Annotated in this window: 19 protein-coding genes; 11 read left to right on the plus strand and 8 right to left on the minus strand. The window is 44.0% G+C overall.

All coding sequences use genetic code 11. From position 1 onward, the window contains the following. Together HWQ39_RS02985 and HWQ39_RS02990 are read left to right on the plus strand one after the other, a co-directional pair. A partial coding sequence (locus tag HWQ39_RS02985) for a HEAT repeat domain-containing protein (protein WP_292841352.1) occupies positions 1-2,346 on the plus strand: 2,346 nt, incomplete at its 5' end. A gap of 220 nt (positions 2,347-2,566) precedes the next feature. Continuing rightward, positions 2,567-3,583: a sulfate/molybdate ABC transporter ATP-binding protein gene (locus HWQ39_RS02990; RefSeq protein ID WP_292841355.1), complete on the plus strand. Its 1,017-nt coding sequence runs from the start codon at positions 2,567-2,569 to the stop codon at positions 3,581-3,583. Between the two features lie 117 nt (positions 3,584-3,700). Here the strand turns inward: HWQ39_RS02990 and HWQ39_RS02995 are convergent, their stop codons facing one another. Next, positions 3,701-6,478, minus strand: coding sequence for a pitrilysin family protein (locus tag HWQ39_RS02995; RefSeq protein WP_292841358.1), 2,778 nt, complete (start codon positions 6,476-6,478; stop codon positions 3,701-3,703). Positions 6,479-6,859: 381 nt separating this feature from the next. On the opposite strand from HWQ39_RS02995, the gene HWQ39_RS03000 reads away from it, so the two are divergent. Next, positions 6,860-7,327 carry a hypothetical protein gene (locus tag HWQ39_RS03000; RefSeq protein WP_292841361.1) on the plus strand — a complete coding sequence of 156 codons (468 nt, stop codon included), beginning with the start codon at positions 6,860-6,862 and terminating at the stop codon, positions 7,325-7,327. Positions 7,328-7,647: 320 nt separating this feature from the next. Here the strand turns inward: HWQ39_RS03000 and HWQ39_RS03005 are convergent, their stop codons facing one another. Beyond that, on the minus strand, positions 7,648-8,646 hold the full coding sequence (locus tag HWQ39_RS03005; RefSeq protein ID WP_292841363.1) for an aldo/keto reductase: 999 nt from the start codon (positions 8,644-8,646) through the stop codon (positions 7,648-7,650). 71 nt (positions 8,647-8,717) lie between these two features. After that, positions 8,718-9,467 (minus strand): SDR family oxidoreductase, encoded by a 750-nt coding sequence (locus HWQ39_RS03010; protein ID WP_292841366.1) that lies wholly within the window; start codon positions 9,465-9,467, stop codon positions 8,718-8,720. 195 nt (positions 9,468-9,662) lie between these two features. Here HWQ39_RS03010 and HWQ39_RS03015 point away from each other — a divergent pair, with 195 nt between their 5' ends. After that, positions 9,663-10,562, plus strand: coding sequence for an AraC family transcriptional regulator (locus HWQ39_RS03015; protein WP_292841369.1), 900 nt, complete (start codon positions 9,663-9,665; stop codon positions 10,560-10,562). Positions 10,563-10,636: 74 nt separating this feature from the next. Here HWQ39_RS03015 and HWQ39_RS03020 read toward each other — a convergent pair whose 3' ends face one another. After that, complete coding sequence (locus tag HWQ39_RS03020) at positions 10,637-11,323, minus strand: HAD-IA family hydrolase (protein ID WP_292841372.1); 687 nt, start codon at positions 11,321-11,323, stop codon at positions 10,637-10,639. Between the two features lie 197 nt (positions 11,324-11,520). On the opposite strand from HWQ39_RS03020, the gene HWQ39_RS03025 reads away from it, so the two are divergent. Both HWQ39_RS03025 and HWQ39_RS03030 read left to right on the plus strand, forming a co-directional pair. Continuing rightward, entirely contained in the window at positions 11,521-12,294 is a 774-nt protein-coding gene (locus tag HWQ39_RS03025) for a glucosamine-6-phosphate deaminase (RefSeq protein WP_292841375.1), read from the plus strand. Between the two features lie 36 nt (positions 12,295-12,330). Further along, positions 12,331-12,561: a hypothetical protein gene (locus tag HWQ39_RS03030; RefSeq protein ID WP_292841378.1), complete on the plus strand. Its 231-nt coding sequence runs from the start codon at positions 12,331-12,333 to the stop codon at positions 12,559-12,561. 89 nt (positions 12,562-12,650) lie between these two features. Here HWQ39_RS03030 and HWQ39_RS03035 read toward each other — a convergent pair whose 3' ends face one another. Then, the gene (locus tag HWQ39_RS03035) at positions 12,651-13,526 is read right to left on the minus strand and encodes an MBL fold metallo-hydrolase (RefSeq protein ID WP_292841381.1); all 876 of its coding nucleotides are present in this window, start codon (positions 13,524-13,526) and stop codon (positions 12,651-12,653) included. Positions 13,527-13,710: 184 nt separating this feature from the next. Between HWQ39_RS03035 and HWQ39_RS03040 the strand changes: the two genes are divergently transcribed. Further along, positions 13,711-15,075 (plus strand): serine/threonine-protein kinase, encoded by a 1,365-nt coding sequence (locus tag HWQ39_RS03040; RefSeq protein ID WP_366932216.1) that lies wholly within the window; start codon positions 13,711-13,713, stop codon positions 15,073-15,075. Positions 15,076-15,095: 20 nt separating this feature from the next. Beyond that, positions 15,096-15,278: a 2-oxoisovalerate dehydrogenase E1 subunit beta gene (locus HWQ39_RS03045; protein WP_292841387.1), complete on the plus strand. Its 183-nt coding sequence runs from the start codon at positions 15,096-15,098 to the stop codon at positions 15,276-15,278. Positions 15,279-15,298: 20 nt separating this feature from the next. Here the strand turns inward: HWQ39_RS03045 and HWQ39_RS03050 are convergent, their stop codons facing one another. The 3 genes from HWQ39_RS03050 to HWQ39_RS03060 form a co-directional block, all read right to left on the minus strand. After that, positions 15,299-15,541, minus strand: a complete 243-nt coding sequence (locus tag HWQ39_RS03050) for a type II toxin-antitoxin system HicB family antitoxin (protein WP_292841391.1) — start codon at positions 15,539-15,541, stop codon at positions 15,299-15,301. A gap of 185 nt (positions 15,542-15,726) precedes the next feature. Continuing rightward, entirely contained in the window at positions 15,727-16,680 is a 954-nt protein-coding gene (locus tag HWQ39_RS03055; protein ID WP_292841394.1) for a heme o synthase, read from the minus strand. Between the two features lie 304 nt (positions 16,681-16,984). Then, positions 16,985-17,920 carry a heme A synthase gene (locus tag HWQ39_RS03060; RefSeq protein WP_292841397.1) on the minus strand — a complete coding sequence of 312 codons (936 nt, stop codon included), beginning with the start codon at positions 17,918-17,920 and terminating at the stop codon, positions 16,985-16,987. A 404-nt stretch (positions 17,921-18,324) separates the two neighbouring features. On the opposite strand from HWQ39_RS03060, the gene HWQ39_RS03065 reads away from it, so the two are divergent. The 3 genes from HWQ39_RS03065 (at position 18,325) to HWQ39_RS03075 (ending at position 21,937) form a co-directional block, all read left to right on the plus strand. Beyond that, positions 18,325-19,407, plus strand: coding sequence for a cytochrome c oxidase subunit II (locus HWQ39_RS03065; RefSeq protein WP_292841400.1), 1,083 nt, complete (start codon positions 18,325-18,327; stop codon positions 19,405-19,407). A 61-nt stretch (positions 19,408-19,468) separates the two neighbouring features. Continuing rightward, positions 19,469-21,205 carry a cytochrome c oxidase subunit I gene (ctaD, locus tag HWQ39_RS03070; protein WP_292841403.1) on the plus strand — a complete coding sequence of 579 codons (1,737 nt, stop codon included), beginning with the start codon at positions 19,469-19,471 and terminating at the stop codon, positions 21,203-21,205. Positions 21,206-21,310: 105 nt separating this feature from the next. Continuing rightward, positions 21,311-21,937, plus strand: coding sequence for a heme-copper oxidase subunit III (locus HWQ39_RS03075; RefSeq protein WP_292841406.1), 627 nt, complete (start codon positions 21,311-21,313; stop codon positions 21,935-21,937). Positions 21,938-22,182: the final 245 nt, after the last annotated feature.

Below are 22,182 nucleotides of genomic sequence, written 5' to 3' on the forward strand. Positions count from 1 at the left end.
GCGGCTCAATACATCCCTGACATCGCCAAAATCCTCAAGGATGAAAAGGTTGACTTCAGAGTTCGTGGCAGTGCGGCAGTGGTATTGAGCAACTTGGGGCAGGCGGCGGCTCAATACATCCCTGACATCGCCAAAATCCTCAAGGATGAAAAGGTTGACAACTATGTTCGTGGCAGAGCGGCAGTGGCATTGGGCAACTTCGGGCAGGCGGCGGCTCAATACATCCCTGACATCGCCAAAATCCTCAAGGATGAAAAGGTTGACTCAAATGTTCGTGGCAGTGCGGCAGTGGCATTGGGCAACTTCGGGCAGGCGGCGGCTCAATACATCCCTGACATCCTCAAATTCCTCAAGGATGAAAAGGTTGACTCAAATGTTCGTAGCAGTGCAGTAGATACATTGGGCAACTTCGGGCAGGCGGCGGCTCAATACATCCCTGACATCCTCAAATTCCTCAAGGATGAAAAGGTTGACAACTATGTTCGTGGCGGTGCGGCAGTGGCATTAGGGAAAATTAGACAACTGAAGTTAGAAGAGGTTGTCGTAATTTTGAATTATGCCTACGAACCAAATCAACAATTCTTTAGTTTTAGCACTGAGAATAATAACTTTGAATTTTGGCGATTTTGGACTTATTTCTTAGGTGGCAGTAGTGAGGAAGTCAAAACCCTACTGAGATGGCTAGGCAGACCTCAAGCAATTCCTGATAAACTGACACACGATGAAGGTGTAAAAACACTAGAACTCTTCCTTAAAGCCTGGGAACCCAGCCGAGATTTAGCACGATTACACGAAGACTTAGCCAAGGAAATCGCTGTAGTCGCCAGAAAAGTTTCTTGGCATCCAGGAGATATTGTCATTCTAGAAAAGCACTACAACAACCTCAAAGGATTCAACGAAGCTGATTCACTGCAATCAGTCATAGTTAACCTCAAGGGTTGGCAGTGGTTTTTTAACGCCAGAACTACTATTTTGATTCATGCTGCCTTTTGGCTTGCCCTGATCTTTGCCTACCCGAAATTTCCCCAAGTTCAAGCCATCTTCTTCTGGAACCCTTGGGTACGCCGAATCTTAGGCGTGGGCTATGTCGGCTTTCTCCTCACCTGGGTTCCACCCTTCCGCCGCAAATTATTTGAACCATTCAAACCTTCCCTATTAGCCGATGCCGGGTTAGATAATTTTTATGAGCAATCATACTTCCCAGAATCTAAAGTCAAAGTTCCCACTTCAGGAGACATCCTGCCAATTACCCCAGCATTACCCAGTATTCAAGGACAAATTATCTTAGAAGGAGATTCTGGCTTAGGTAAGTCGATGTTTCTCCGCCATCTGTTGAAAAACTCCCAGCGCATAGTCGTTTATCTCCCCGCCCAGAAATGTCATAAAGGCGTAATTGAGGCAATTCAAGACAAGCTACACGGGCAAGCCCAAGATGCCGGCTTCCTAAAAAACCTGATTTACAGTGGCGCGATAGATATCTGCATCGACGGACTCAACGAAGTCACCGCCGAAACCCGCGCCAAAATCTGCCAGTTTGTCGAAAGCTATTTCCGGGGCAACATTATCATGACTACCCAGCCCCTAGAGTGGACACCACCCTCAACAGCCAAAACCTACTACTTGCAGCCCCTTGAACAACAACAAATTCAAGAGTTTTTGATATCCCGTCAGCCGCGACTCCCCAAAGATGCCAAAATTCAAGGTGCTGATTACGCCCAAGCTTGCACCAATTATTTAACAGAAGTCCTCAAAGAGCAACAAGCCAAAGAAGAGTTAGATGCTGTCCGCCGGATTCTTTCCAATCCAATGGATCTAACAGTAGTAGCGCTCATGCTATCACAAGGTAAACAGCCAAACTTGTTTCGCCTGCAAGAACAGCAATACAACCTGATGGCGGCAGAATATCAGCAAGAATGGAAACAAGAATTTCCGCTTAAAAGATTTTCCGCCGCCGTCTACCAAATGCGACTCGAAGACAAACAAGCCTTACCCGGCGATGAATTTCACCAAGTTGCCATGTCTTTAGAAGACGAGAAATACAAAATGGTAGTCAGCCGTCAGTGGCAAGATGAAAAAGGCGAAGCCAAGAAAGAATGGTACTTCCGCCACGATAAAATCATGGATTTCTTCTTGGTGCAAAACTTTCTCGGCGAAACTGATGCCGCCGAAGGACTATTAGTTGATAGAATGGGCGATCCGCGTTTTCGTGGCGTTTACTTCTTGCTAGCAACCTTACTTCCTTTAGATGCAGCCAAAGAACTGCGAGAAGATTTGATTCAATACGCCGCCGACACCAAAGACAATACGGTAAGTAATACCTTTGTGCAGTTGTTGCGAACTAGGTAATTTGGGGATTGGGCATTGGGCAATACGGTTCGGTTAAGGCAAGAGACGCGATAAATCGCCGTCTCTAGATTCTTTTTCGGAGATGTCTATTGTAGCTAGTGCGATCGCAGCAGTTGCGGTAGCTAAATCTTGTTCATCTATAAATAATTATGTATGGTATATGTAAGACACAGTAATCCTACCAAGGAGCTGTAGATTTAGTTGCAGAGGTACAGCGGCAGTGGGCATAGTAGTTGAGAACGTCTCCAAACAATTCGGGAGTTTCAAGGCAGTTGATGAGGTCAGCCTGGAAATTAAGAGTGGTTCGCTAGTTGCGTTACTCGGGCCATCGGGATCAGGTAAATCTACGCTATTACGATTGATTTCAGGCTTAGAAATGCCAGATAGCGGCAAAATCCTGCTGACCGGTAAAGATGCTACATACCAAAGCGTGCAAGAGCGAAATATTGGGTTTGTGTTTCAGCACTATGCTCTATTCAAGCATCTGACTGTTAGGCAAAATATTGCCTTTGGCTTAGAAATTCGGAAGGCACAGCCAAAGAAGATTAAAGGGCGGGTAGAACAGTTACTCGAATTGGTGCAATTGACTGGATTAGGCGATCGCTATCCATCACAACTTTCTGGTGGTCAAAGACAACGGGTAGCATTAGCTAGGGCACTGGCAGTAGAACCGGAAGTCTTATTGCTAGATGAACCCTTTGGCGCACTTGATGCGAAAGTCCGTAAAGATTTACGGGCATGGTTACGTCGCCTCCATGATGAGGTTCATGTTACCACAGTTTTCGTCACCCACGACCAAGAGGAAGCAATGGAAGTCTCTGATGAGGTTGTGGTGATGAATAAAGGGCGTGTGGAACAGGTGGGGACACCATCTGAAATTTACGATGATCCCGCCACTGCATTTGTAATGAGCTTCATCGGCCCAGTAAACATATTACCTAGTACCTCGAAGATTTTTAAAAGTAGCGGCTTTGATGCGCCACACCCACAAGTATTTTTACGTCCACAAGATGTGATTTTTGAAAAGGTTGCTAACGGTGCTACTACACCTGCCACAGTGAGCCGATTGGTACATTTAGGTTGGGAAATTCAGGTGGAATTAACTTTCGATGACGGGCAAGTAGTGATGGCGCATTTAACACGCGATCGCTTTAATGACTTAGAGTTGGAAGCGAAACAGCGAGTATATGTGAAGCCAAAGGATGCAAAATCATTTCCAGTGTCTTATTCAATTTAAACTTGCAATTCTAAATCATTCGTGAACAATGAGATCCCCGACTTCTTTGAGAAGTCGGGGATCTTAATTATTGCAATTTTTACAAATTAAATCGCATTGCGATCTATCTGAGATCAATTAGCCGCCCTTGGTTACAGCATCTCCAGGGCCAGTGGTGACAATCACTAGATTTTCTGGCTTAATTAAATCTTCAATTGCCTTTTGGATGTCAGCCATAGTCACTGCTTGAATCCGATCGGGAAACTCTCGGATTTCCGATCGTGAAAGCCCCAAGACAGCATTATCTAAAATGATGCTGGATACATCACTGGGATTAGCTAAATCCACAGGGTAGCTATTAGTAATTGAGCGTTTTGCTGTGTTAAATTCAGCCTCAGTCACTCCCTGTTCGCGCAATTGCTTGAGTAAGGCGAGAGTACTGGCGATCGCTTTTTGGGCATCTCCAGGAGCAGTCTGCATTTGAATCAAGAATGGGCCGGGATTGATGCCGGCGGCAAAACCACTGTAGATACCGTAAGTTAAACCTTGGCGATCGCGCACTTCCGTACCCAGGCGGCTAGCTAAGGTATCACCACCCAAAATTTGATTTAGCACCAGCGCCGCATAATAACGTGGATCTTTCCGAGAGATGCCGCTGTAGCCAATGTAAGTAACAGCCTCAGATTTGCCAGGAATTACTTTGTTTAGACGTGTCAAAGTTTGCGGTAATGGTACAGACTGTATTTTGAGAACAGGTGGCTTACCTGTGGCTTGCCATTTGTCAAACACTTGATTTAGCAAAGCTTTTACCTTAGCTGGCTCAAAGTCTCCAACTATTGCGATCGTCGTGGTATCTGGTCGATAGTGTGTCTGGTAGAAACCAAGCAAATCATCACGAGTAATGCTCTTTAAACTCTCGGCTGTCGGAAAGCTGTGGAACGGATGGTTTGCAGGGTAAATTGCCTGCTGGAATACTTGTCTTCCCAACCCTCTAGGGTCATCTAGCTGGACTTTTAGACTTGTCAACGCTCTTTGGCGACTCAGTTCTAACTGATCGGCGGGGAAAGTGGCGTTTTCTAACACATCTGCCAAAGTTTGAATCAATATTGGCAGATTTGCTGAAAGTCCCTCACCACTAACGCTAGTTCCCTCACGGCTAGCACTGAAGCTCAAACCGGCTCCCAGGTCTTCTAAAGTTTTTGCTAGAGTCAGAGCATTTTTAGTCTGCGTCCCATTCAATAAGTTGCTTGCAGTTAGATTCGCTAATCCAGCTTTTTGATTGCCGTCAAATTCAGTACCAGCGTTAATTTGTCCACTCAGATTAATGACAGGAAGGTTGCGATCGCGCAAGAGCAAAACCTTCAAACCATTATTTAAAGTAAACTCTTCTGGTAGCGATTGTTTAGCTGAATCTGTTTTTGATGTCGCAGGTGGCAGATATTTTGCCAGTTCTGCCGGATCTACAGGCTTACCAGGGCTGAAATTTTCCACCGTGCGACTAGAACCAGCGCTGGAACTTCCTGGTTTACCATCTGGTTGAGTCGGCTCAAAGAAGCCGATAGTTTGTTGAGCCGGATTGAGGTAAGTTTTTGCAGCTTGCTGCACTTGAGCCGGAGTAACTTTTGCGATCGCAGCCAGATATTTTTCAATAAAACGATAATCCCCTGCGATCGTTTGGTTATACCCCAGTTGATTAGCTTGACTAGTAATATCTTGGTTCCCCAGAATATACGAGGCTTGCAGCTGCGTCTTTGCTCGGTTCAACTCTTCTGAGGTGACAGGCTGTTGTTGCAATTTTGCTAAAGATTCCTGGAGTACCTGGGCAATTTTCCCCAACTCTTGACCTGGAGCCGCTGTTGCATCAATTTGATACCAACCTGGTTCGATGAGTTCGGCAGCACCACCACTCACTGAACTGGCAAGTCCAGATTCCACCAAAGCCTGATAAAGCCGAGAACTACGCCCACCTGTGAGAATAGCATCCATCACATCAATTGCTGGCACATCAGGATGTTTGATATCTGGCAGAGGATAGATCGCTTGCAATAGTGCAGCACTTCCAGGTTGCTTGAGGACAATCGGTGCTTTTTTCGCAACAGAGGTGGATGGAGAAGCATTGGCGAGGGCAGAAGATGCCGAGGCATTATCGAGTACCGTGTCTTTTTTTGCTCGTTGCGATAACTTCCCAAAAGTTTCTTTCACAACTTTAAGTGCGGGTTCTGTGGCAAAATCTCCAGTAATCACTAAGGTGGCATTTTCTGGGCTGTAGTAGGTTTGGTAATAATTCCGCACCTGTTCCACCGTGAATTTCTCGACATCAGCTTTTGTGCCTCCCACCGATAAGCCGTAGGCTCGATTAGGGAAAGCAGCTCGCATCACTGCCCGATCTAGACGATAGCCTGGTGAATTTTCGTATCCCTGTAACTCGGAAATCACCACTCGCTTTTCACTTGTGAGTTGTTCAGTGCCAACTAAGGAATTTTTCATGCGATCGGCTTCCAATGTCAGCAGTGCTTCCAATTTGTCTCGCTGCACTGTGCCAAAGTAAACTGTTTCGTCATAACTAGTAAAAGCATTGAACTGGCTACCCAAAGCACTAAACAACCGTCCAAACTGTACTGGACGGTCAGTTGTACCTTTGAACATCAAATGTTCTAGCTGGTGAGAAATGCCATTCTCTCCCTTAACCTCGTTGCGTGAACCAACTTTATACCAAACTTGCACACTTACCACTGGAGCAGTATGAACTTCCTTTGTTAATACTGTTAAGCCATTGTCCAATAAGGTTTTTTGTACCCCTTGGGTGAATGAGAGAGCAGATACAGGTGTAACTGCTGTTGGTATTGCAGCATTGGTAAAATTGCCTGAAAAAGGCACGATAGTTAAGAGAAGGCTGAGAAAAAATCCTATAAGCATGTATGAGCGCCGTTTCATAAGCAATGCAAAATTTCCAATTTTTAAATAAAACCCTAAAGGGTATTTCAACATCTAAATCTAACTCAAGTTACTCGTACACTGTGGCGGAAGTTTGCCTACCTTGAACAAGTTGCTTGAGCAAATTGTCTAGTTAATTGAGATGGTAGCTAGATTTACATCGTCAAATATACTGAGAAAAATGAGATTGGCAGATAAAATTTTTACGAAATATCAGAAATTATTGCAAATATATTAACAACCTTTACAATGTCTTCCATTTGACACGATTTTCTGAATATTCCCTTTTAACATTAGTTTGATACCTGTTGTCACGCCATTAGGGCAGGTATCTCTGTCAAACTAGCAATAACTTTTTGAAATATGCAAACAAGAAACTTAATTGGATCGTTTACATTAGGTATGCTGTTAACGGCAATACCTGTATTATCAGCTAGAGCCTCAGAAGCAGTACCAAACTTGTACCAGTTCCAAGGGAAGAATGTCAATATTACTTACTCAACCACAAGCTTTACTGGCAAGCCCCTTTTTACCTATAAAGATAAGCAACAGACATTAAACTTTACAGGTAATGAGCAGATCCGTACTGTAGAAACAGAAATTGGTACACTAGTAACCGTAACTATCCGTCCTACAGTAGATACTGGCAATACTTTGTTTACTTTGATTGTACCCCGTGTAAACCTTGGAAACAGCCAATCAGCCACAGTTGAAACTAAGGGAATCACAACAACGAACCGCTTTTCTGCGATCTCTAAATTTAACCAGGGGCAAACACAAACCTATACCATAATTCATTTGACTGGTACAGCCCAAGCTGTTGCCTTTTAACCACAGAACAAGAATAAATAGGTTGGTGTAAATAATTATCGTTGGCAGGGGGCAGGGAGAGAAAGGATTTTAGCCTTATTTACTTTTTTTCACACAGTTTGCTTTTATTGTGCCGATTTACTTAACGAACTGTTCGGTTAAGGCAAGAGACGCGATGAATCGCCGTCTTTACAATAAGGGACTTGCAATTAAATAATGTACCGATATACCAATCAGATTTTACCGTTTTATGATGGATTCAGGGTTTTCAACTGGTACTTTATTTTGGTGCGAGTCCCTTACTACAAACCCTCAAGTCTTTGTTTGCACTGTTAATAGCATTAGCGTTCGCTGTCTAGCATCTTCATTTGATGTTCATCATAACGAGTGCCTGCGATCGCTGATGCGGAAATTGCTGCTTCGATGCGGGTTAAGTCTTCTGGGGATAGGTTCACATCTAGAGCCGCCAACGATTCGGCAAGTTGGGTGCGCTTGCGTGCGCCGATGACTGGCACAATATTTTTGCCTTTTGCAAGTACCCAGGCAATAGCCAACTGTGAAGGGAGAATTCCTTTCTCAGCAGCAATTTGCTTTAATTCTTCGATTAGGCGTTGGTTCTGGGCAAGGTTTTCTTTGCTAAAGCGTGGCAAGTAGGCACGGAAGTCTCCTTGGGTGGCTGGAGTGGAACCACTCAGCAGTCCTCGCGAAAGCACGCCATAGGCAGTTACGCCAATGCCAAGTTCTTCCAGTACAGGAAAAATCTCGCTCTCAGGATTACGGTCAATCAGGGAGTATTCGATTTGCAAGTCGGTGATGGGGTGGATGGCGTGGGCACGGCGAATAGTGTTCGCTCCCACCTCCGATAACCCAATGTATCGGATATAACCAGCTTTAACTAGCTCGGCGATCGCACCAATGGTGTCTTCAATGGGAACTTGTGGGTCTAATCGAGCCGGGCGGTAGATGTCAATGTGGTCTACTCCCAATCGGTTAAGACTATAAGCTACAAAGTTTTTCACCGAAGCGGGACGGGTATCTATACCAATCCATCCGCCATCGGGAGTGCGTAAAGCGCCGAATTTCACAGAAACCAGTGCTTGATCTCGACGATCCTTGATTGCTCGACCAATTAACATTTCATTGTGCCCACTGGCATAGAAATCGCCAGTATCCAACAATGTAATCCCGTCGTCGAGTGCTGCTTGGATAGTTGCAATGCTTTCGTTCTCGTCTGCTGCACCATATATACCGGACATACCCATACATCCAAGAGCTATGGGAAAAACACTTAGTCCTGTAGAACCAAGTTGGCGAGGTTGAATTTGATTTTGTGTAGTCATATTTAAATTTTCAGTTGTTTTGCTTCTAGTATTTGCTGGGTTTGAAATTTTCTGTGTCAGTGATAATCGATTTAATATGGGCTGGCAGTGGGGCGGACAATTATCTCGTTCACATCAACGTCATCCGGTTGCTCGATTGCAAAGGCGATCGCTCTGGCGATCGCTTCAGCCGGAAGCGCAATCTTACGGAATTCCTCCATCCCTTTGCCGGCTTCGGCATCAGTGATACTATCTGCGAGTTCGGACTCTGTTACGCCTGGGGAAATAACTGTAACGCGAATGTCGGTATTTTCCTGACGCAGCCCCTCCGAAATTGCCAGCACGGCGAATTTGGTAGCTGAGTAAACGGCGGAGGTTGGCCACACAGCATGTCCGCCGATGGATGACAGATTGATGAACTGGCCGAATCCTTGGCGCTTCATCAAAGGGAGTCCGGCGGCGATGCCATTGAGTACGCCACGGATGTTCACGTCAATCATCCAGTCCCATTCATCGACCTTCAGAGCTTCTAACTTTGAGAGCGGCATAACACCAGCATTATTGATAATGACATCAACGCGGCCAAATTTGCTCTGAGCAAATTCTACAAAAGCTTGGAAGCCGACACGAGCGGTGACATCAAGCGTCTGATACTCCGCCGAGCCTCCCTCAGAACGGATCGCAGCCACAAGCGTTTCTAGGCGCTCGGTGCGCCGAGCGCCTAATATGACATGGATGCCCTTACGAGCAAGTAGACGTGCTGTAGCCTCACCGATGCCGCTGCTTGCACCTGTAATCAGTACAACTTTCTGTTGTTTGGCGTTGTTTTCGTTGGCAGTCATAAAACGGTATTTCCAAGTTGTTGTTATTAATCTAAGAGAGTCATAGCCTACTGCGGTAATCTGAACCTGCGGAATTCTTGCCTAATCCTGCATTTTTATTTATTGTTTATGATGATAAAGATAGGCTGACCTCAACGGCTGAATATATTGGAGCTGCGCTAAGTGCTAGTTTTATAAAGGATTTCAAACGATATTATGGAACAAACTCTTAGAAAGCAGCAGTCGGAGCTAGCCACTTTGATTGCACAGAACAGCAGCACAGATGGTATGCAGTCCACGGCGATCGAGCGATTGTTCTTGTTCCGCTCCTCACAACCAAGCGCGCCCCTTCATGGTCTGCATGAGCCTTCCTTGTGCATCGTTGCTCAGGGCAAAAAGCAGGTGATGTTGGCAGACAATCTTTATGTTTATGGGAAAGATGAATATCTGGTAGTGTCTATCGATTTGCCTGTCATCGGCCAAGTGATTGAAGCGACGCCAACCGTTCCGTATCTGTGCCTTCGGCTCGATTTAGATCCAGGAGAACTCAGTACACTGATGATGGAGGCAAAACTAGACGCTCCCGCTAACCAACCATTAAAACCGGGCTTGTCTGTTAATCCTGCTAGCCCGCAACTGCTGGATGCAGCTATACGACTTATAAGGTTGTTGGAAACGCCCCAAGATATTGCCATCCTTGCACCTTTGGTTGTCCGAGAAATTCTCTACCGTTTGTTATCAGGCGAACACAGTGCTAGATTGCGACAGATTGCTTTAGTTGATAAACAACTCCAAGCGATCGCCAGAGCGATCAACTGGCTCAAATGGAACTATGAAAAGCCATTTCAGATCGATACGATCGCTCGTGAAGCGCGTATGAGTACTTCGTCCCTTCATCATCACTTCAAATCTGTCACCACGATGAGTCCTTTGCAATATCAAAAACAACTTAGGCTACAACAAGCCCGTAACTTGATGCTAGGACAGGGCATGGATGCGGCGACAGCGAGTTATTCCGTAGGTTATGAAAGCCCCTCACAATTTAGCCGTGAATACAGCCGACTGTTCGGCGCACCACCATTACGTGATATAGCTCGACTAAAAAGTGGAGTTTAAGGGCATGGAGAGAAATCAATTCAAAATTCAAAATTAAAGAATTCCTGCCCCCTGCCGCCTCTTCCCTATTGCCCTTAAAAATTAGAAGCGATCGCACTTGAATCTGTCTCAATGAGTGAGTTCAGCAATGTCCACAACTCTAAATCAGTAAAATCTGAAATTGCCATAAATGCGCCGAATGACTGCAAAACTTGCGGCTCGTGGGTGGAAGCAATGCCAATGGTACGGATATCTGCGCTCACTGCTGAACGAATACCAGAGGGAGAGTCTTCTAAAGCGATCGCTTCTCCTGCTTGAATATCCAACTTATTTAAAGCAACTTGGTAGGGTGCAGGATCGGGTTTACCTGCAATACAATCATCCGCCAAAACAATTGTATGAAACGCTTCTTTGATTCCCAAAACTTCTAGCATAAATTCTGCATTTAATCTAGGGGCATTAGTTACTAATGCTCGTTTTAACTGATGTGTATCTGTCCATGCTAGTAATTCAGAAAATCCACTCAGCGGTTTCAGATGCGATGCGAGTTTGCGGAAAAGCGCCTCTTTTTCATCTGCAAATTTTTGCCCTTCTGCTGCTGATAATTGTGGCAGAATATCCTTAACAATTTCTGGATTTAGCCCACCACTAATTCGGGATTTATAAAATGTTTCGTCAATTTCTATACTGTAATTTAACAGCATTTCCTGCCAAGCTCGGTAGTGTATAGGGTCAGTATTGACAATAGTGCCGTCTAGGTCAAAGAGAATTGCAGCCAGCATGATTTTTTGGTAAAATGTAAATAATTGTTAACTTAATTTAAATAGTTTACATGGTTTTTTGTCTTTTTTCCTGTAAGGAAAAAGTTGCGAATTAATCTGCTAAATCCGAAAATCTATATTGAATAAGGCATATAAGGACAGACAGGTAGAGCATCTCAACAAACTGCCGTATAATTGATCACCTTATGTGTAAGCAAATGCTAGCCGCGACAAACTTTTTTCGTGTTGATGATTTACTGGTGCAGATTTACAACACTGAAGTCGAAATGGCCAAAGATGTTGCCGAAATCGCCCAAAAGCATTTACAGCAAGTTCTCAAGCAACAAGATACTGCTGCTGTATTGTTAGCAACAGGTAATTCCCAACTCAAATTTCTCGATGCGTTGATTGCGTTGGGTGGTGTGGATTGGTCACGGATTATTATGTTCCATCTAGATGAATATTTGGGAATTACTGCTGACCATTCTGCCAGTTTTCGGCGTTATATGCGAGAACGTGTAGAAAAGCGGGTTGCTCCTAAGGAATTTCACTATCTAGAAGGTGATACATTGCAACCAGTGGCAGAGTGCGATCGCTACACTAAACTACTGCAAGCACAACCAATTGACTTATGCTGTCTTGGTATTGGCGAAAATGGACATTTGGCTTTTAACGATCCAACAGTAGCAAATTTTCAAGATCCCTACAGTGTGAAACTGGTGAAACTAGATAAAGTCAACCGTCAGCAACAAGTAAGCACAGGTCACTTTCCGAATTTAGAAACTGTTCCACAATATGCTTTTACTGTCACCATCCCGACGATTTGTTCAGCTACAAAAATTATCTGTCTTGCTCCAGAAAAACGTAAAGCGAATGTGGTAAAAGAGATGTTGCAAGGAGCTATAAGTACAGATTGTCCGGCTTCTATTCTCCGTCAACAATCCCAAGCAACGTTATTTTTAGATGTTAATTCTGCTAGTTTACTTTTCTGAAAAGGGATTAGGGGAGAATCACATCATATCTTTAATATGACAAACCTTGACTCTCAAGCTATCCAAAAGCATCGTTTTAATTGGGGACGACATAAACTCCGATCGCACGTTATACCGTTTCTTTGTGAAGCTGTATATGATTCACCCTCTGGCTATCGCCGTCTCCCCGATGCCGGGGACTACAGCTATCGTGTACACACAAGTCTAATTATCCCCCTTGGAAAAGCTATCCATTATAAACATCCTTGTGTGTACACCGTAGCCTAAAAGGAGAGACTTTGAATTTTCCCGCTTTTCGCATCGTGAAGGCAGTTAGGTTTTTTTAGATGACGTGAAAAGTCAGTTATTTTTTAATGTCAATCCAAAGATTCCATTAACTCAATACACTTGTGCATCTGCTGGCGTATGGTTTCTCGATCGGCATGAAACCTTCGTCCATGACCTGGTAGCACCCATTCAAAAGAGTAACTAGCCAAGTTACGCATTGATTTAATCTGTTCTGACCAAGAATACCAACAGAAATCGCGGAATGCAGCCAATTGGTGCAAGCTTTCTGACCAAGCGAGATGATCGCCAGTGAACAGAAACTTATTTTTGTAGAGTAGGACTGTTTGTCCTTTGGTGTGACCGGGAACTGGGATAATTAATAAATCTGGAGTTAAGGCAAATGGTTCAGAACCAGTTAGCTGTATTTCTACATTGCGAGTATCCGCAATAATATCATCAGTGTGGAGGATGCGATCGCACTGAAAATGCTCGGCAAATTTTTGATGATCTGCCACATCATCCTTATGAGTTAGGTACATATAACGAATTGGCCCCAGTTCTTCTAAACGCTTAACTAAAGGCGGTGTAAACCGGGGAGAATCCACCAAAATATTACCTTCTGGAAGTTGAATTAAATAGCTAGCAGCACCGTAGGATTTTTCAGAATGATAGCCACAGTGGTAAACATTTTCTGCTACTAATATTGGAAACTTTTCTTGAGCAACTTTAATATCTTTTGGTTTCTCAACTGTGCCAATGGAACTGGTAGGACAAGCTAAAAGTGCTTCAAGTGCTGCTAATCTTTCCGCTTCATTCGTTGGTTGATGATAAACAGCCGATTGAGCGTCTACATCATAAAATACTTCAGGAGCCATCCAGCGACAGGTATCACAATCAATACAGGTAGTATCTACATAAAAATCGCCGTTGACATTTTGGGGACGACGCTGATTTAAATGAGCCATATTAATCCTTTTGCTTCCAGGCGCTTGCTGGGGAGCGATAAACTCTATATCACTAAGTTAGCAAAAGTAAGTTGAGGCTGTAGCCGTCACTAGAAGTAAATCTGCTCAAAAATATTAAGTCTCGTGAAACCCAGTCAGCAGAAAATGGGAAAACTTAATAGACACCAACTGCCTATTCCCAAATATGCTTTACTGTTCTAATTCCAGTTGTTCAAATCCTTTTAACCCTGATGACAATAAGTTTTGTATTAAGTGTGGACAAACACTCACACTATTATTGAGAAACCGTTTCCGAGTAATACGACTTTTGGGTGAGGGTGGATTTAGCAGAACTTATGAAGCTAGGGATGCAGATAAGATAGACGAACCTTGCGTAATTAAGCAATTTGTCCCTCAATTTGAAGGAACGGCTGCACTTGAGAAAGCTACAGAGTTATTTAAGCAAGAAGCGAAGCGTCTATATGATTTGGGAGAACACCCGCAAATTCCCCGTCTGATTGCTTATTTTGAACAGGATAAGCGGCTTTATTTGGTACAAGAGTTGATTCAGGGGCAGAATTTATTACAAGAATTGCAGCAGCAGGGAGCCTTTAGCGAAGAAAAGATCAAACAGCTTTTAACTGATTTATTACCTATTTTGAAGTTTATCCATGAACGTGGTGTAATTCACCGAGACATCAAGCCAGAAAATATCATGCGTCGTCTAGATGGCAAGTTAATATTAATTGATTTTGGTGTTTCTAAACAAATTACAAAAACTTTTTTAGGTGTTGGCACAACAGTAGGAACGCCTGGATATACACCATTAGAGCAAATGCGTGGTCAAGTTTTACCTGCAAGTGACCTTTATAGTTTGGGTGTAACTTGTATTCGGCTATTAACCCAATGTTTACCAAAAGTAGATGGTTCTGATGAACTTTATGATGCGCTCAGAGGTTGCTGGATATGGAGAAAAGATTTACCACAAGGTAGAAGTATTACTCCTGACTTTGGGAAAGTTTTAGATAAGTTAATTCAAGATTATGTGAAGGAACGCTATCAATCTGCTGATGAGGTTATACAAGCTCTTAATTCTGAGAATCTGAATTCATCAGTGGGGATAGATTATACAATTTTGCAAAAGTTACTAGCATCTGGTAAATGGCAACAAGCTGATCAAGAAACTTGGAAGCTTATGCTTAAAATATCTAGTCGAGAAAAAGAAGGTTATCTCAGAGTAGAAGATATCGAAAAGTTTCCCTGTCAAGACCTCTTAACTATTGATCGCTTGTGGGTAAAATACAGTAATGGGCGCTTTGGTTTTAGTATTCAAAAGCAAATATGGGAGAGCGTTGGGGGAAAACCTGACTTAAATTTGGAAACCTGGGAATATTTTGGAGAGTGTCTAGGTTGGCGGATTAAAAATAATTGGAAGCCTTATGAATTTCTCTCATTTACATTAACTGCTCCGATAGGAGAACTACCCAGAGCGATATGGAGTATGAGATTGGATGGAAGAAGAAAAAGACTTTCTGCCCTCACATCAAGGCTTGTGAATTGTAAAATTTAGTAGTTAAGGAAAAATTAGCTATGACAGAAATTGTATTTCTCGTTGAAGATGATCCAGATAGTGGTTATACAGCTAAAGCTTTAACCGAGTCAATTTTTACTCAGGCTGACGATATAGAAACACTACAGGAAATGGTTCGTGATGCAGTTCACTGCCATTTTCCTAATGAAGAAAATCGTGCTTGCAGAATCTTACTTAAATAATATCGATCCAAAGGGTGGCATTAGGCAACCTCTTTAGTGAAATTCAGGTCAATACTATCAAGTATCGGTAGAGTATGACCCAAACGCAATCCTAAAATAATCCATCCTTCAAGAGCATCTTGCAAATCCTCACGGCAAGCCTCTAGTGTTGCAGCGTTTGCCCACACTCCTTGACACTCTGGAATTTCGCTATAGAAAGTCCTATCCTCAAGCAACTCGTAGGTTGCTTTGTGCATTGCTGTACCAATGTAATTTATCAACATTTATATTTTTACAAGTTCATTCAGCTTTTTAATCAATTTGGTTATAAGTGAAATTGTACTTGCGTAGGCGTAGCCCATCGTAGACATCACAAATCCGCAAAAGTCTAATTATTATGTATAGTTTTTAATTTCTGAAAATGCGATCGCGCCCCTTTACCAAACGCGATCGCTAAATTTTCCATCCCCTAAGCTATAAAATGCAACTGATTGATCGCTGCATTAATTAGATTATGGGTAACGGGAAGGCTATCAACTACCATCCCCAGACACAACAGCATCATGTAGGAGATGGAAAAGAGAAACAACTCTCTAGCGACAGTGCGATCCTCTGGATTTTGCAACAGCCGCCAAGATTTGTGGATAAATAATCCTCCCAGACTGACGGCGATCGCAGCATAAAGAATTCCACTTGCGCCCAAAGGATAAACCAATAACACGGTTGCAATTACTGTCACCAGCGTATAGTACCAAATCTGCTTCACTGTTGCCGTATCACCTTCAATTACAGGTAGCATTGGTATCCCCACCTTTGCGTAATCGTCCCGAATCATCAGAGCTAAAGCCCAGAAATGGGGTGGTGTCCACAAAAAGACGATGGCAAAAATTAACCACGCTGACCAACTTAAAGTGCCCGTGACGGCAGCCCAACCTACTAACGCCGGAATTGCCCCAGCCGCTCCACCAACAACGATATTCTGGGTGGTGTGACGTTTCAGCCAGTGGGTATAGACCAAAATATAAAAGACGATGCCAGAGAATGCTAATAGAGCGGCTAACAGGTTGGCAAATACTGCTAGGAGTGTAAAAGAAATCGTCGCCAGTGCGATCGCAAAAATTAGAGCATCGCGTGGCTGCACCTTACCCGAAGGTATCGGACGATGGCGCGTCCGCTCCATGTCATAATCAATATCCCGGTCATAGACACAATTAATGGTCTGGGCGCTTGCAGCAGCCAAAGTGCCACCAGTGAGAGTTACTAGCAACAGCAATGGGTCTACTTCTCCCTTAGCAGCAATCCACATACTTCCAGCCGTGGTAATCAAAAGCAACGGAATAATCCGAGGCTTGGTTAGCTGGTAGTAGCTTTGAACTACCTGTAAAAATGTTTCGTGGTGGCGAGAGACATTAGTCTCAATCATTTTGGCTCTGATTCCTTATTTTTCAACAACTTACAGCAGAATTCAGAATTCAGGAGCGGAGCCGGAGACGCTCCGCCTCTGGTCAGAATTCAGAAGTAAAACAGGCTTTATACCTGGCTTTGAGACGCAAGCTTGTATACTTCACTTTCCTTGAAATCCGCTGTATATGCAGCCCCGCTCAAGCTGGCTCTTTCAGACAAATGAAAACTGAGTGCTGAGTTAAGAGTAGAGACGTGATTAATCGTGTCTGTACAAGAGTTAGAAGTTAGGAGTTCTTTTCCTGCTCCCTCATCTCCTCCACTCCCTACTTAGCACTCAGCACCCGTGACTCAGCACTCACTGAGTCACGTAGTGATAAAACTGTGAAAGCCACCAAAGTACCTAGCAAAGTAGCTCCTATAGCTTGGTGAGAGACGGTGAGAGGCTCGACTTGGAGGTGTAATTTGAAGGTGGCGAATCCCAACAAGATTTGTAAGGTCAACAACCCACCAGCCATATTTGCCAGTCGCCGCAAGGCTGGATGTAGTGCTGGTGTCCGCCAACAGATAAATACCATTGCCAAGGTTGCCACTGTTGGCGGCACCAAACCAGCAATATGACTGTACATTACAGTACAAAGTTGAGAACCGCCGAGGCATTGGTGTAGCGCCCAGCGAGAGCCTACCAAAGCACCTAGAATACTTTGCAGGTAAACCAGAATAGCGGCAGTTAAACCAACCCAAGGCAACTTACCAACGGTTCCATTTCCCTGATAGGGTGTGAGTGCTGTGCCAATAATCAGCAGGGTGGTAAAAAACAATAGCGCCGTTCCTAAATGAGCGGTAACGATATCAAACCGCAACAATTCGGTAACGGTGAGTCCCCCTAAAATACCTTGAAAGACGATTAGAAATAGGGCAAATGTGGATGCCCAAGGCAGCCAAGAGGGTAAGAAACGACGACGCCACCAGGACAAACCGAAAAGTGCGATCGCGCTTACACCAATTAAAGCTGCATCCAATCTGTGAAACCACTCCAAAAACACTTGGAGATTCATTTGCTTGGCTGGCACGAGTTCGCCATAGCATAAGGGCCAGTCTGGGCAAGCAAGTCCAGCATTCATGACGCGGGTGGCACTGCCTATGGCCATCAAAATTAAGGTGGCTATGCACATTTTCCACACCAAGCGCCGAATCATTTCTTTGGGCTTTTGCTGCTCAACTACCGCTTCATTTTGTTGTTGTAGGACAAATTCGCTCATGAACGATACCTTCTGCCCGCTCTTGGTGGATCTCTTAAAATTTTCAATTTTCTTTTAGTGTCCCATCTCCACCCTAGCGTATAGGCTATGGGTTTATAGATTAGCACTCACTTATACTTTGAATCACTCCAGCAAGGTTTTGCCTGAAGCTTTAGGTATTTTTCAAGATGTCAGAAATGGATTAATCACAATTAATTTAAGCATTCTAAATTTTTCCTTAAACTTTTTCACTGATTTGCATCTATTTTTGGCGTTGTATGATAGTAAACTCATACTCAAAATTACTAAAATAGCCAAAAAAATTAATAAAAATTTCAGACCTTTGTCCCCCATGTCTGACAGCCTAGACTACCTTAGTAAGTGAGTAGCTTCGAGATAACATAGTAAATTCAATTAAGTAAGCCGTGAAGATTCCAAGTTCCATCTGGACATTACTCATTGGCATCGTGCTAACGCTAGCCAGCTTTTGGTACGGTCAAAATCACGGTCTGTTGCCAGCAGCAGCCACTGATGAAGCCGTCTTGGTGGATGGTCTGTTCAACGCGATGATGATCGTTTCTACAGGAATATTTCTGCTCGTTGAAGGTATTTTAATTTACTCTGCATTTAGATATCGTCAGCGTGCAGGTGACAATAAAGACGGCCCACCAGTTGAAGGCAATGTACCTCTAGAAATTCTCTGGACGGCGATCCCAGCAATTATCGTTATTGGTATTTCTGTTTACAGCTTTGATGTGTACAACGAAATCGGTGGCTTTGATCCCCATGCTATTCATGAAGCACCGATGAGTCAGGAGTCAATGGCAATGCCTGGAAGTGCAATCGCTGCAACTTTAAGCGATACTCCTCCTCGCACCGCACCCAACCTCAATCAAGAAAAATCTGATGAGGCAATGCAAGATCCAGCTACGGCAGAAGTTCGTAATGCTGACCAAATTCCCCAACTGCGGAATGCCCCAGGTGTAGGTATTGTTGCTCCGACAATTGGGGGAACTCCTGATAAAGCAGGTAAACCAGCTGAATTACAAGTCAACGTCACTGGTCTACAATATGCCTGGATTTTCACCTATCCTGAAACTGGTATAACTACAGGTGAAATGCACGTCCCCATCGGGCGAGAAGTGCAAATCAGTATGACCGCCAACGATGTCATCCACGCCTTTTGGGTTCCAGAATTCCGCCTGAAACAAGATGCAATTCCAGGTAGGCAAAGCGAGATTCGCTTCACCCCCCAAAAAGCAGGCGATTATACCCTGATCTGTGCTGAACTTTGTGGCCCCTACCACGGTGCAATGAGAGCGCCAGTAGTCGTTGAGCCACAAGAAGCCTTTGATAAATGGGTGCAAGAACAGCTAGTTGCCAGCAAAGAAACACTAAATCAAGCGATCGCTGTTAACCCTGCCGATCTATCCCCAAATGAATTTCTTGCTCCTTACACTAAGGACATGGGAATTAAGCCAGAAATCCTCCATCAAGTTCACCATTAGTCAATAGTCCACCTCAAAAGTTTAATAAATAAGCACTCAGGACTCAGCACTCAGCACTTTTATGACACAAGCTCAGTTGCAAGAAACTGCCAATATCCCTGCCCTTCTTGAGGAACCAGGGGTCAGAAAATGGCAAGACTTCTTTGGCTTTCAAACCGACCATAAGGTGATTGGGATTCAATACCTAGTCACTTCATTTATTTTTTACTGCATTGGCGGCGTAATGGCTGACTTGGTTCGCACAGAACTGCGAACTCCAGAGGTAGATTTTGTTACCCCAGAAGTCTACAACAGTCTGTTTACACTGCACGCCACGATCATGATTTTTTTGTGGATTGTGCCAACCGGGGCAGGGTTTGCTAATTATCTAATTCCCCTGATGATTGGGGCAAAAGATATGGCATTTCCTCGGCTGAATGCTGTTGCCTTTTGGATGATCCCGCCTGCGGGTATATTGCTGATCGCCAGTTTAGCGGTAGGCGATGCACCGGATGCAGGTTGGACTTCCTACCCTCCCCTGAGTTTGGTAACAGGACAAGTGGGGCAAGGCATTTGGATTATGAGTGTCTTGCTGCTGGGTACATCATCTATTTTGGGGGCGATAAATTTCCTGGTAACATTGATCAAGATGCGTATCCCCAGCATGGACATACACAAAATGCCCTTGTTCTGCTGGGCAATGTTCGCCACTTCGGCACTGGTTTTGGTATCAACCCCAGTCTTAGCAGCAGGTCTGATTCTGCTTTCCTTTGATTTAATTGCCGGGACAACATTTTTTAACCCAACTGGCGGTGGCGACCCAGTAGTATACCAGCACATGTTCTGGTTTTACTCCCACCCAGCCGTTTACATCATGATTTTGCCCTTCTTTGGCGCAATTTCAGAAATTATCCCCATCCATTCCCGTAAGCCGATTTTTGGCTATAAAGCGATCGCTTATTCGTCTCTTGCAATCAGCTTTTTGGGGCTAATTGTTTGGGCGCACCACATGTTTACCAGTGGTATCCCCGGTTGGTTGCGGATGTTTTTTATGATCACCACTATGATCATTGCCGTACCTACAGGAATTAAAATATTTAGCTGGTTAGCCACCATGTGGGGTGGAAAAATCCGGCTTAACAGTGCCATGCTATTTGCCATCGGCTTTGTTGGCACTTTTGTAATCGGTGGGATTAGTGGCGTGATGTTGGCAGCAGTGCCCTTTGATATTCACGTTCACGATACTTATTTTGTGGTTGCCCACCTGCACTATGTCCTCTTTGGCGGTAGCGTGTTAGGGATTTTTGCTGGTATTTACCACTGGTTCCCGAAAATAACGGGACGGATGGTAAATGAATTTTGGGGTAAGGTTCACTTTGCCTTGACTATTGTCGGTCTAAACATGACCTTCTTACCTATGCACAAACTGGGTTTAATGGGCATGAATCGCCGTATCGCCCAATATGACCCCAAATTCACCACGCTGAACGAAATCTGCACTTATGGTTCTTACATCCTGGCAATTTCGACATTCCCCTTCATCATCAATGTGATTTGGAGTTGGTTGTACGGCGAGAAAGCTGGCAATAATCCTTGGAGGGCACTTACCTTAGAGTGGATGACAACCTCACCACCTGCAATCGAAAATTTCGATCAAACTCCAGTACTGGCTACAGGCCCCTACGACTACGGTTTGGAAAATGCTAGTGAAGGTGTACCCTTATCTGATCCCAATCCATTATTATCTGGTGGCCCCAATTCAGTATTAAGAGCAGAACCCGACCCAGCGGTTGCTGCCAATCCCGAAGACCGGAAATAAACAGGGGACTGGTGACTAGGAAATAAATTCAAACAAAATACTATTTTCCAATACCCAGTTCCCAATACCCAATCCCCAATCCCCAATCCCCACTTATCAAAATTCATGCAAAGTCAAACTATTGACCCAGCTAAAACGGAACTGAATCATCACCACGCGGCGGAAGCGTCCGTCAGTCATCATGAAGAACATCCAGACCATCGCCTGTTTGGGCTAATTGTTTTCCTGATTGCTGAAGGGATGATTTTTATGGGACTGTTCGGAGCCTATTTGGCTTTCCGTGCGACCTTACCTGTGTGGCCGCCAGCAGGTACCCCAGAATTAGAACTATTGCTACCTGGAGTTAACACCATCAATCTAATTTCTAGTAGTTTTGTCATGCACAATGCCGACACTGCTGTTAAAAAGAACGATATACGGGGTGCGCGAATCTGGTTAGCAATTACCGCTGCAATGGGTGCTATTTTCTTAGTGGGTCAAGTATATGAATATACCCATTTAGAATTTGGTTTAACTACCAATTTATTTGCCAGTGCATTCTACGTTTTGACTGGTTTCCACGGATTGCACGTTACTATCGGTGTTTTGGCAATTGTTGCTGTGTTGTGGCGATCGCGCGTTCCGGGTCACTACAGTAACGAAAAGCACTTTGGCATTGAAGCAGCCGAAATCTACTGGCACTTCGTTGACGTAATTTGGATTATTTTGTTCGGATTACTGTATCTACTGTGAGTATTAATTAATTAGTTGTTCAATCCACGCTGACAACATAGCTCCCTGGTGGGGGCTTTTTTATTTCATATAAAAATTAATTTTTTATCCTTAACCATACTCAGTGCTGAAAGGAAGAAGGAATATCGATAAATAAATTTAGGGGATTTAACAAAGACGCTGTATTTCTTCCGCTACCAACTAAAAAGTAGGAAAAGTTGGATAGGTAGGATATTTGATAGAAAATATTGAACAACCAGTTAAAA

Source organism: Nostoc sp. NMS8 (assembly GCF_017115045.1).
In the GTDB taxonomy this organism is placed as follows: Bacteria; Cyanobacteriota; Cyanobacteriia; order Cyanobacteriales; family Nostocaceae; genus Nostoc.